The sequence below is a fragment of the Isosphaeraceae bacterium EP7 genome, assembly GCA_038400315.1.
Classification (GTDB): domain Bacteria; phylum Planctomycetota; class Planctomycetia; order Isosphaerales; family Isosphaeraceae; genus EP7.
The window spans coordinates 2400962-2412830 of the sequence record CP151667.1; the positions used below are offsets into that span (position 1 = coordinate 2400962).

At 65.0% G+C, this 11869-nt stretch carries 6 protein-coding genes and 1 pseudogene; 1 reads left to right on the forward strand and 6 read right to left on the reverse strand.

Annotated elements, in window-relative coordinates; all coding sequences use genetic code 11:
• Positions 1-165 precede the first annotated feature (165 nt).
• From EP7_RS09195 to EP7_RS09215, 5 genes and pseudogenes are all read right to left on the reverse strand, one after another.
• Complete coding sequence (locus EP7_RS09195) at positions 166-948, reverse strand: SDR family NAD(P)-dependent oxidoreductase (RefSeq protein WP_463527556.1); 783 nt, start codon at positions 946-948, stop codon at positions 166-168.
• A 12-nt stretch (positions 949-960) separates the two neighbouring features.
• Entirely contained in the window at positions 961-2154 is a 1194-nt protein-coding gene (locus tag EP7_RS09200) for a dihydrolipoamide acetyltransferase family protein (protein ID WP_463527558.1), read from the reverse strand.
• 9 nt (positions 2155-2163) lie between these two features.
• Entirely contained in the window at positions 2164-4152 is a 1989-nt protein-coding gene (locus EP7_RS09205; protein WP_463527560.1) for an alpha-ketoacid dehydrogenase subunit alpha/beta, read from the reverse strand.
• A gap of 616 nt (positions 4153-4768) precedes the next feature.
• Positions 4769-6190 carry a hypothetical protein gene (locus EP7_RS09210; RefSeq protein WP_463527562.1) on the reverse strand — a complete coding sequence of 474 codons (1422 nt, stop codon included), beginning with the start codon at positions 6188-6190 and terminating at the stop codon, positions 4769-4771.
• A 465-nt stretch (positions 6191-6655) separates the two neighbouring features.
• A pseudogene (locus tag EP7_RS09215) lies at positions 6656-7425 on the reverse strand (IS3 family transposase); the annotation flags it as partial.
• Between the two features lie 267 nt (positions 7426-7692).
• Between EP7_RS09215 and EP7_RS09220 the strand changes: the two are divergent.
• Positions 7693-7971, forward strand: coding sequence for a hypothetical protein (locus EP7_RS09220; RefSeq protein WP_463527564.1), 279 nt, complete (start codon positions 7693-7695; stop codon positions 7969-7971).
• An 877-nt stretch (positions 7972-8848) separates the two neighbouring features.
• On the opposite strand, the gene EP7_RS09225 is transcribed toward EP7_RS09220, so the two are convergent.
• Positions 8849-10798, reverse strand: coding sequence for a PAS domain S-box protein (locus EP7_RS09225; protein ID WP_463527566.1), 1950 nt, complete (start codon positions 10796-10798; stop codon positions 8849-8851).
• Positions 10799-11869: the final 1071 nt, after the last annotated feature.

Sequence of the window (11869 nt, forward strand, 5' to 3'; positions counted from 1 at the left end):
CGCAGCGCCCCCTGCATACGGACACAGCCCCCCCTGAGTTCCCCGGCACGAGGCGAACTACCCGGCGTCTCGTGCCGCGGACATTCCTTCAACTTGATTTGATGAGATAAGGGAGAACGGGCCTGAATCAACGGCGCTGGCCGCCTCGTCCGAACGCAGGCGGTTCTAGAATTCCCGGGCATAGCCCGCCGTCCAGCCGCCGTCGACCGTGAGGATATGACCGTTCATGTAGCTATTCTCGGGATCGGCCAGGAAGAGGGCCGCGACGGCGATCTCGCGGGCCTCGGCCGGGCGGCCGAGCGGGATGTGCGCCAGCATCCTCTGAACCGAATCGCGGAAGAGGCCGTCCTCGCCATAGAAGAGCTGACGAGTACCGTCGGTGAGCGTCGAGCCCGGCGCGATCCCGTTCACTAGGATGCCGTGCGGGCCGAGTTCCAGCGCCATCGCCTTCGTCAAGTTGATGACGCCCGCCTTCGCGGCCACAAATGCGCATTGCAGACGCAGCGGCACCAGGCCGGCGATCGAGGCGATATTGATGATCCGGCCCGACCCCTGCGCCTTCATCGCTTGCGCGGCGAACCGGCTGACTTCGAACAGACCGGTCAGGTCGACCGAGAGAATCCGGTCCCACTCCGATCGCGGGAATTCATCGATGTTGACCCGGTGGGCCATCGTGTTGATGCCCGCGTTGTTGACCAGGATATCGAGCCGCCCGTGTGTCTCCACGACGCGACGCATGACGTCTTCGACCTGGTCGGTCCTGGTCACATCGAGCGGCATCGACGAGGCACCCGGGGTCCTCGCGGCGGCCTGGCGTGCGCCTGCCTCGTCCACGTCGGTGTAGACGACTCGGCTGCCGTTGGCGGCCAACGCATCGGCGATTGACTGGCCGATGCCGCGTGCGGCACCCGTCACCAGGCTGACTTTCTCGGAGAGATCGCAGCGCATCGTCGGGCCTCCTCAGGCGATCAGCCAAGGGCCTGGATTCTCAACCATCAGGGACAGATCCTGGAGGAATCGCGCCGCCGGCCCGCCGTCGACGATCCGATGGTCGAACGTGAGGCTCAGCGTCATCCGCTCGCGAGAGACGATCTGTTCGCCGATGGTGACGGGCTGACGCGCGATCCGACCGAGCCCCAGGATGGCGCACTCGGGCGAGTTGATGATCGGAGTGAACGCCTCGATGCCGAATGCACCGAGGTTGGTGATTGTGAACGTCCCACCCCTCATGTCGGCGGCGGGCAGGTGCCCCTCGCGTGCCTGGCCGATGAGTGCGAGCGACCGTTCGGCGATCTGCCGCAACCCGAGTTCTCCCGCTCCCCGGACCACCGGGACCAGCAGGCCGGCCTCGGTGTCGACGGCGAAGCCGACGTGGGCTTCGTTGCTCAGCTCGATCCGATCGTCGGCCCATCGCGCGTTGAGCATGGGATGATCGGCCAGCGCCAGGGCGGTCAATTTGATGAAGAAGTCGGTGAAGCTCGGCACCGGAGCCTTTGGAGACCGGGCGTCGCGGAACTGGAGTCGAAGGCTCACGAGATTCGTCGCGTCGATCGTGGTCATGAGCGTCACGGGGGCCGTCGTCCGGCGGCTCTCCACCATCCGCGCCGCGATGGTTCGCCGGATGGGGCTGACGGCAACTGATGGGACAGGGGCAACTTCAGCACGCGACGAGAGATCGCGGGCTGCCTCCAGCACGTCCACCTTGCGGATTCGACCGCCGCTACCGCTCCCTGCGAGACGAACCCAATCGATCCCCAGCTCTCGCGCGATTCGGCGTGCGAGCGGGGTCGAGCGGACCCGCCCCCGGCCGTTCGCGCGGACGACGACGAGCACCTCCGGTTCCGCCGACTTGAATGCCTCAACGGTGCGAACCGGCCGCGACGCCGGAGAGGCGGCGGGCGCGGCTTCGCCGGGCGTCAGGAGGTAGCCGAGGATCGCGCCGACGAGGACCTTGTCGCCCACGGCCGGTGCGTCGGGCGGGATGTTCAGGGTGCCGGGGTCGATCGACTCGACATCCTGGGTGGATTTGTCGCCTTCGAGGCTGAACAGGGGCTCGCCCTCGCGGACGGGGTCACCGTCTCGCTTGAGCCAGCCGGCGAAGACGCCTTCTTCCATGTTCCAGCCGAGGCGGGGGACGGTGATGGCGGTCGGCATGGGAGCGGTTCACTCGCGGATGAGGTCCCGGATGGCCGCGGCGATCGTGCCCGGATTCGGCACGACGCTCGCTTCCAGGGTCGGACTGTAGGGGATCGGCGTGTGGGCCCCGTTGAGACGGCGGATCGGCGCGTCGAGGTCGTCAAATCCGGCGTCCGCCATCCGTGCGGCGATCTCCGCGCCGATGCCGAACGGCGCGAATGCCTCGTCCACAATCAGAAGACGGCCGGTCTTCCGCACCGAGTCGTGGATCGTCTCGAAGTCGAGCGGGGCGACCGTACGAGGGTCGATCAGCTCGACGGAGATCCCCTCGGCGGCGAGGACCTCGCAGGCCTTCAACGTGTGATGGACCATGAGAGCCAGGGCCACGACGGTGACGTCGGCCCCCTCGCGGACGACGGCGGCCTTGCCGAACTCGATCTCGTAAGGCTCCTCGGGCACCGGCCCCTTGATCGCGATGACCTCGCGATGTTCCAGGAAGAGCACCGGATCGTCGCAACGCAGGGCCCGGGCCAGCAGACCCTTCGCATCGTAGGCCGATGACGGGACGACCACCCGAAGGCCCGGGAAATGGGCATACATCGGGTAATAGTTGCCCGAATGATGGGTCGCTGCCGAGTGGCCGACGCCGACGCATCCCCTCAGCAAGACCGGCATGGTCAGCCGACCGCTGCTCATGTACTGGACTTTGGCGATCTGGTTGAGGATCTCGCCGACGGCGTCGAGGACGAAGTCGGCGAACATGAAGTCGATCACCGGTCGCGTGCCGGTCATGGCCGCCCCGGTGGCCAGACCGACGAATCCGCGTTCACAAATCGGCGTGTCGCAGAGCCGCGCCGGGCCATATTTGCTGAACAGCCCCACCGTCGTGGCGAAGTTGCCCCCGCGTGCCCCGATCCCCTCGCCCATGACGAAGATCGACGGGTCCCGCTCCATCGCGTCGGCCAAGGCCTCCAACGTCGACTTCATGGAGGGGATCTCACGGACACCCGGCGGCGGGGGGCCGTTGCGGACCGGAGATGCCGGATCGTCGGCTTTCGGGGCCGCGTAGATATGATCCGTGGCGGTCGAGCCGTCGGGATAGGTGCCAGCCTCGGCGAACTGGATCGCGTCGGCGGCCACCTCCTCAACCTCGTCGTCCATCGCCTGCAGTTCGGCCTCGGTCGCGAACTTTTCCAGGAGGAGTTTCTCGCGGAGCCTGCGGATGGGGCATCTTCCTTTCCAGCCCTCCACATCCTCGCGGGTCCGATAGGTGTAGTCCCCCATGCCCTCGGCGTGGGCCCGGGTGCGGTAGGTCTTGCACTCGATCAGGGTGGCGCCTCCGCCCGAGCGGGCCCGCTCGACGGCTTCGCGGGCGGCCTCGGTGACGGCCAGGACGTCATTTCCGTCGACCTCGATACCGGGCAACCCATAGGCGCTCGCCCGTCCCGCGACCGAAGGGTTGCCGCTGGAGTAGGAGAACGGGACCTCGGTGGCGAACTGGTTGTTCTCGCAGATGAAGAGCGCGGGCAGCTTCCAGATTGAGGCCATGTTGAGGCCCTCATGGAAGGCCCCGTTGTTCACGGCGCCATCGCCGAAAAAGGCAACCGACACTCGCCCCGTTTCCATGAGCTTGGAGCTGTACGCCGATCCGGCCGCCTGGAGGATGCACGGGCCGACGATGCCACTTGTGCCCATCATGCCAACCTCGGGGGCGAAGAGGTGCATGCTGCCGCCTCGCCCGCGTGAACAGCCTTCCCGCCGGCCGAACAGCTCCGCCGCCAGTTCCCTGGGGGTCACGCCCTTGGCCAGGGCATGGCCATGCCCTCGGTGGGTGCTGAAGACGGTATCCGCGGCGTCGAGGTTGGCGCAAACGCCGGTGGCGATCGCCTCCTGGCCGACGTAGGTGTGGCAGGCTCCGTGGACCAGCCCCTTCTGATGAGCTCGCGCGAGATGCTCCTCGCACCTGCGAATCGTCTGCATCGTACGATAGAGCGACAGCAGGCCTTGGAGCGTCATGCTCTCGCCTTGAATCAGGGTTTCGGCCACTCGAGCACCACCTCATGTTGGATCGGCGTCGAATCCTCGCACTGGGGAGGGGGATTATCCCAGGTCGGGGCCCGAGACGCGAGGCACCGCCCATCCTCGGAATCAAGGTCCCCCTGACATACCCCCGCCAGTGATACGATGTGCGATGTTCTGGATCCGCAATTTGGTTAATGCGACTCCGTTAGCTTGGGGCTAAGTGCGGCGTGTTGAGCTGGCCGTTGGCCTGCGCCTCGACGAGCAGCCAGATTGGCGACCCGCGACACCTCGAAGCACTGGCCGGTCGCCCAGCCCCCAGCCGGCCAGACCCGATTCCAGGAGAATCGCCCGTCCATCGGGACCTTGGTCCCCTCGCGCCAGATCCCCTTGTGCCGGGGCGACCGGGCGGCAAACGCCGACAGGCTCACCGGCCGCGAGCCCGCGTCGCTTCCGCGGCTTGCGCTTGCCCCCATCTCCACACCTGTTCGTAGTCGCTGATCACCCGCTGTTTTGGGTAAAATGGCGGAATCGGTCGAATGGATCGTAGGAGAAGCCTCGAGCGTTCAAGGAAAGGCGGCGGCATTCGGATTCGTTTGGCCGTCTGGGCAGCTCACTCCTTCTTCGGTGCAAGTTGCGTCGCCATCTCCACCAGCGCGTCGAGCATCGTCTCGGAGGCTTGCGGCTCGAGATAATTGGTACCAGGCCAGGTCTCGTAGCCACCTAGCGCGAAGTGCCGCGGCGTGGGCAGGTAGCCGATGTAGCCGTGGTTGAGCTCGACCATGAACGAGTGGGCGATGGGACTCCTGCGTTTGAATGCCAGGCCGGTCTCGGTGAACGTTTCGCAAGGCGTCGTGCCGATGGCGATGTCGCCGATCCGCAAGACCTGAAGCGGCACGGCCGCGGTGTCGGCGGCCGCCGCGAGACTCTGGACGCGTGATGCGTAGCTCGCCGTGACGATGTCCGGCGAGTCGCCCCTGGCCTCAGTCGCCTTCGCCCATGCGAGCAACTCGGCGTCGATCTTGCGATATCCGATCTGCGGCTCCCGGTAGAGAGCCTGCAACTCCGCCACGTCCTTCCACTCTGCCTTGGTTAAGGCATCGCTGACCCTGCGGGCAACGTCCTCGGCCACATGCCGCATCTGCCCGTAAGCGGGCTTTGCCGGGCGAGGGTGGCGGAAGTCGATGTTGTTGACGTCGCCGCTGGTGCCGTTGGCCATCATCGCGACGTAGGGCGGATCGCCTTCCGTCCCACCCTGGAGTTTCGCCAGCGCCTTGCAAAACATGCCGTAGTAATCGGCCGAGATGTGCCCGTCTCCCACCCCGCCGACGTAGTGCAGCGAGTAAGCACAAAAGGTGGAAATCGGCTTCCCGGACGGCTCGCGCAGGCCGATGATCGAGACCGTCGGGTCAGTGGGTCCTGCGGGTTCGGTCAGGTCGGGGCTGCCCGACGGTGGGTTCATCCTGACCTTGTCCACCTTGCCGAAGGGATTCTTCGGCATCGTACCTTCCTTCATGAACCAGCGGCGGTTGAAGAGGTGCTCGGGGGCTTCCGCCGTCACGAAGGCGATCTGGGCGGGCCTTGCCAGGTTGAGCGCCCGCCTCACGCCGTCGGCCACGCGTCTGGCCACGAACCGCTGATAATCGTCGAGCGGCTGTTCGGAGGTGTAGGCACCCTTGCCCAGCGCGCTCGTGGCGGAGTGGGTGTGTGTCGCCGAGATCAGCACTCGTTCGGGCGGGATGCCCGTTTCTTCCTGGATGAGCCGCCGGGCCTCGACGCTGACGCTGCGGTGGAGACCGAGCAGGTCGCAGACGACGAGCGCGAGCTTCGTCTTGCCGTCGTCGAACACCAGGCAGCGAGCATGCAGTTCGTCGTGGACGTGCGTGGCGGGAAATCCCTTGAAGCCGCCGATGATCTCCAGGCCTAATTCCGGGGTGATGTTGCTCGTCGCCGCGCCGGCCCGGAGCGTTGGCTCGGCCGCGAAGACTGGGGCACACGCCAGGAGGGGTAGTAAGAAGGTAAGTAGCGTCTTCATGGTCCGGCACTCCGTGGGCAGCCGTCGGACGTGTCGCCTCATTGCGGGCGGGGCGGGATCCGGGCCGAGGGGGGCGACTGAGTCGATGGTGGGGGGCTAGCTGAACCGTGAGCTCGGCAAGCTCGCAGGACATCTTGCCCCGCCTGTGAAGGCACCGCAACGACTTTGTCGATCCCGGACGGATGAAGCGTCGAAGTCGTCCGCCAAACTGGAACCCATCTTCTTAGGCAGGCCCCGATGCGACGTCGTTCGCCGATTTCCCACGAGGGGCACGTCGACTGCGTCCATTTCCTTCGAGCACAAGCGCATCCTGACACTCTCCGGAGGAGTCTGAAGCGATACCAACCAGGGCGAATCATACAGACCAGGGATTAACCTGCAGCGGGCACGGGGCGTTCGGCATGGGCGGTCAGCCGTCGGATGGACGTCCCCACCGAGGACGGGCGCCGGGTTCACGATCGATCCGGCTCTCTCGTACTCGATCGGTGATCGGTATCCCAAGGTCGAATGACGACGGATCCGTTTGTAGAAGACCGCGATACACTCGAGCAGGTTCGACCTGGCCTCCTCCCTCGTGGGGAAGATCTCGCCCCGTGTCAGTTCCTTCTTCAGACTCGCGAAGAGGCTCTCGATCGGCGCATTATCCCAGCAGTTGCCACGGCGGCTCATGCTGCAGGTGATCCCGCGCCCGGCCAGCACACGTGGTAATGCTCGCTGGCGTCTTGGCTGTCCCGATCCGCGTACGCCACCGGCCCACCGCCGGGCTGGCGACTTGCCAGTGCTATCTCCAGGGTGTCCACAACCAGAGGGCTGTCAATCCGCTCGGACATCGACCAGCCGACGATCCGACGCGAGTCCAGGTCCTCGACCGCCGCAAGGTACAGCCAACCCTCGCCGGTCGCCACATTCGGTGTGTCGGCCGTCCAGGCCCGGTTGGCCGCCTCCGGCTCGAATCGGCGATTCAGTACGTTCTCAGCCAATGGGCGGGCATGATTCGAGTCAGTGGTGCAGCGGTTCTTCCGCTTCAACTTGGCGGCGATCCCATGTGTCCGCATCAGCCGGGCCACGGTAATCACGCAGCAGGGCTCTCCGTGAGCCACCCACTCGACATGGATCCTCGGGCTGCCATGGCGGGCCTTCACCCGGCCGCGGGTGGCCTTGATCGCGAAGACCAGGGCCTCTCCGCTCACCGACTTGGCGCTCGTCGGCCTTCCGCGCTAGTCGTAATAGCCGCCTGAGCAAGTTCGTCGAGACGGCGACGGAGCTGACGAGCTTGCCGGGGTCGCCTTCCCGCCCCCGGAGTTCGCCTCGAGACCTACATCGCCTCGCGATTGTGACCCATCGTTGCTCGATCCGCACTCAGATCCACCGCGCCCCGTGAACATGGCCTACCCTAGATTGTGCCTGACGGGTGAGCCGCAGGCAGCAAGGGCGAACGATGACGTCGGAACAAGGGGGCAATCCCGATGCCTCCTCCCGAGAAACGGCACCCGAGGTGAGTCATGATCCAATCAAGCCATCCCGCCGCGATGCGACGCTCCTCCCAGCAGGTAGGCACCTTACAATTCTCCTCTGCGGAGATGGCGTGGCCCTTGGCCGACGCCCGCGGGCACCGGGATTGGAAGAGGGGGCCGAAGTTCGTGGCCTGCGCCGCGGCCGGCTTCGCCGCTTGGTCCCGCGACTTTCTCTATCTGGCCGCCGTCGGCATCCCCATGGTCGATGAGTCGTACGACGCTCGGCGCAACGAGCGCGGTGTGGCCGGCCGCCGTCCCCCAAACTGAACGTCAATAGGGGTCGGTTATCTACCCGCAGGCAGCCGCCAGTACGTTCCGCCGCTCCTCTCCCACATACTCCGCAGCCTCGCCCAACACCACGAACCGAAGTCCCAAGCCAATTCATCGCCCAGGGAGGCTCGGACCTGCAGATGGACCGCCGGTATATGGTGACGGGCCCCTTTATGTCGGCCATCTGGCCCATGGCATGGGAGATCCCGGATGCCATCGCGCAATGATCGGAATGCTTGCGTCAGTTAGGTCGGCCGGGTCGATGCAAGAGCAGGCGGGCAGGTCGTGGTTGGTGCAGTTCGGGCCATTGGGCGGGCTGCACGAAGATCAGAAGGGGCCGGACGGTTTGTTGAGGGTCTGAGTCTCGAGGTGGTCGGTATCATAGGTCATCAACGGAAGTTTTAGATCCATCGTTCGGGCTCCCCGGATCCGTCCTCCCACCTAGCCTCGACCCTGTTGCCCGGGCGGATCCATGCGCCACGCACGCGATGTTGCCCTTGAATGAGCGGAGCGAAACAAAGGCCGTCGTGGACTTCAACTTGGACGGCAGCCTGCCGGCATGTTTCGGATGGATCCGCGCGGTCAACCACGTCGAGGCCTGTCGCTGTTCCGTCGCCATGCGGCGTATCATCGCTCGGCCGGTTCCCGCCTCGGCCCTTCCGGCGAAGATGCCGGGGTAGCCACCTTTGAGCAAGCGCACAGCTACCGCACTCGATCCGGGCAAGGTTCTGCTGCTCATTCTGAATGACAGCCCGAGAACTCAGGCCAATAAATAAACTGGGCCGATCTGTTCCGGCCAATCGGTGACCGACGGACCGTCATCCTCCTCGGCCCGCCGAGGCGCAGGCAAGGGTCGCTGGACGAAGGCGAGTCGTCACGCCGCTGTTCGCCGGATCAAGTCCACCAGCTGATTCAGGCTCGATGGCTTGGGCAGGTGGTGAGAGAAGCCCGCTGCGAGGCTGTCGCTCACATCCTGCGGCGAAGAATAGCCGCTGAACGCGATCCCCTTCAGGCCGAATGCGTCCCGGCTGTGGTGCATGATCTCAAGCCCGCTGCCGTCCGGCAGACCGATGTCGCTGATCAGCAGATCGAAACGCTCCAACGACAAGGCCTCCATGGCTTCGGCTACGTTCGACGCGGTCCGCAACGCGAAGCCCATTGTGCGCAGTAGCTGGCCGACCGCACGCAGGGTGTCGGGGTTGTCGTCCACCAGCAACAGCCGCAGCGGCAACTCCGAGGGTCTCGACGTCGATCGGGGCGATGGGGTCGAGGCCTCCGCACCGGCCAGCGTTTCCAACTGAACACACGCCGAATACTCCGACTCAACACAGGCCAGCTGCTCGACCTCAACACCGGCTACCTGCTCCAGTTCGACGCGGAACGTCGAGCCGAGGCCCAAGCCGTCGCTCGCCGCCGTCAGCGCGCCGCCGTGCTGATCCACCAAAAGCTTCGCGATCGAAAGGCCAAGACCGAGACCGCCTTGACGACGCGATGCCTCCGGGTTCCCCTGCTCGAAGGCGTTGAAGACCCGGGGCAGGAACTCCGGGTCGATCCCATCGCCCGAGTCTGAAATCTCGATCGCCAGGCGCCCCGACCCGGCATCCATCGAGCGGATCCGGATGATCCCCCCCGGGGGCGTGAACTTCGCCGCGTTCGTGATCAAATTCCAGAACACCTGCTGAAGTCGCGACGAGTCACCCCACACCAGATGGGACGCCGCCCGCATCGCCTGCGAGACTTCCAGCTGCTTGGAGTCCACCTCCACATGGCACAGTTCCACGGCCGAACGCAGTACGACGTGCGCGTCGAGCACCTCGAAGTGCAAATCCGGCTTCCCTCGCCCGGCCCGTGTCACCTCGAGAAGGTCATCGATCAGTCGCGACTCGAGCTCCACGTTGCGGCGGATCGTGGCAAGGTCCGCTCGCAGCCAATCGGCAAGGTCGGCCATCGACTCCATGCGGGAGACCGTCGCCAGCACCGGCGTCAGCGGCGTCTTCAGTTCGTGGCTCAGAGCCGACAGGAACATGTCTTTGGCGCGGCCCGACACCTCGGCCTGATCCTGGGCACGCACCAGCTCCGCTTCGGCACGCTTCCGATCCGTGATGTCGCGGGCGATCTTCGACGCGCCGATCAATCGACCGGCCCGGTCCCGGATCGGCGAGATCGTCAACGAGACGTCGACCAGCACGCCGTCCTTGCGCCGGCGGACCGTCTCGAAGTGATCTACCCGATGGCCTCCACGAAGCCTCTCGAGGATTGCCGCCGCCTCATCGAGACGGTCGGCCGGGATAATCCGCGAGATCGACTCGCCGACGGCCTCCTGCTCCTCGTAGCCGAAGAGCCGCGCCGCGGCAGCGTTCCAGGAAGTCACCACCCCACCGAGGTCCTTGGCGATGATTGCGTCGTCGGACGACCCCACGATCGCTGCCAGCCGGGCGTTCGTCGCCTCGGCACGTTTCCGATCCGTGATTTCGCGGATGTTGCACTGGATGATCAGGTGGTCGCCCGTCCGGTACACGTTGCTTACGAACTCCACCTCCACGCGGCGGCCGTCTCGCGTTTCCAGCGGCAGGTCGTCATACCTCACGTACCCCAACGCCTGGAGTTCGCGGAATGCCGCGCGGCTGGCCCCCTCGTCACCCAGAAGGCCGATCTCCCACAGGTGACGTCCTTCCACCTCTGCACGCGAGTAGCCGAGAAGCCCCAGCAAGTATGGGTTCGCGTCGACGATCGCCCCGCTGTCACGGTCGACGAATAAGATCCCGTCGCGGGCCGCTTCAAAGAGCCGTCGGAACTGCTGCTCGGAGTCCGCCAACGAGAGCACCGGCCGAGGGACGTCCCCCGGGGCCGGCGGATCCCCAGCGTCGATCGAGTCTGCGGCTGCGTTCGCGGCCGACGTTGACGTCATCTTCATCTTCCCTGGTGGGCGGGGAACTTCCCGGTGCCCGAGCCCAGTACCCGGATCGAGGCACGAGAGCGCGGGCGGATACCTCGCATGATTCATCACATCGTGCGACAATGATCATTCCACATCAATTTTTAGGCATATTAATTAAATAATTGGCTCATAATTCCGGTCTTTTACCGAACATAACGAAGATCGCAACTATTAAATAAATATAAAATCCAACGACTGCAGCCTTGAAATGCTTCGGGACACGCACGACTTCCGACCTTCTCAGAGCTTCGTCTGAGCATCGTTGTCGGTGTGCGATGGGGCAGACTCTACCCCTGCGACGGCAGGCACTGGGGTGCCGTGTTCGGCGTACCGAGGCTTCGCTGAATCGTGCGTCGACCCCCAAACCATTTCTTGAGGATGCAGGATCTGGTTGCCAGGCGCTAAAATGGACACAACCCGAGGAACAACTCCGACTGGCCAACGACCCGCACAGCATCACCGCCAGCGTTTCAGGGGCCTTCAAGTGCCCTTGCGGTGGACCAAATTCCTTCGTGACGCCTCGGGCCTCCTGCGGGCCGACCAATCGAGCAGCGTGGGCTTTCCGACCGAAGGGGCGTCGGTGTAGGGGAAGGCCAGCATTGTTGGGAACAGTCAGACGTCGAAGTCAGCGAGCCGCACCCAGGGTCCTCGAGCCACGCCGTCCGGCGGGAAGTTGATGGGGCCGGTCAGGGGCACGGCGGCCTCGGCAGGCGGTCAAACGTTCGTATATTTCACGATCAAACGATCCGTTCAGATACAAAATTCGCGATGGCATAAGCCATTATTATCACCGACTTTATGGCCAAACATCCCGATCTGCCCGACTTTACCCAACCTTCTCCGCACTGCGGCGAGGTACGCTTCAGGTAGCCGACCTCTCCCCGTAATGCCTTGCGGTGCATCCATCCCGGTCGCGCGAGGGCCGGCAGCGGTCAGGCCCGTAACGCCGAACTCCGG

Excerpts from the sequence above, each read along its gene's own strand:
- EP7_RS09205 (WP_463527560.1), bottom strand. The coding sequence starts at position 4,152 with ATGACGCTCCAAGGCCTGCTGTCGCTCTATCGTACGATGCAGACGATT.
- EP7_RS09210 (WP_463527562.1), bottom strand. The coding sequence starts at position 6,190 with ATGAAGACGCTACTTACCTTCTTACTACCCCTCCTGGCGTGTGCCCCA.
- EP7_RS09200 (WP_463527558.1), bottom strand. The coding sequence starts at position 2,154 with ATGCCGACCGCCATCACCGTCCCCCGCCTCGGCTGGAACATGGAAGAA.
- EP7_RS09220 (WP_463527564.1), top strand. The coding sequence starts at position 7,693 with ATGATCCAATCAAGCCATCCCGCCGCGATGCGACGCTCCTCCCAGCAG.
- EP7_RS09195 (WP_463527556.1), bottom strand. The coding sequence starts at position 948 with ATGCGCTGCGATCTCTCCGAGAAAGTCAGCCTGGTGACGGGTGCCGCA.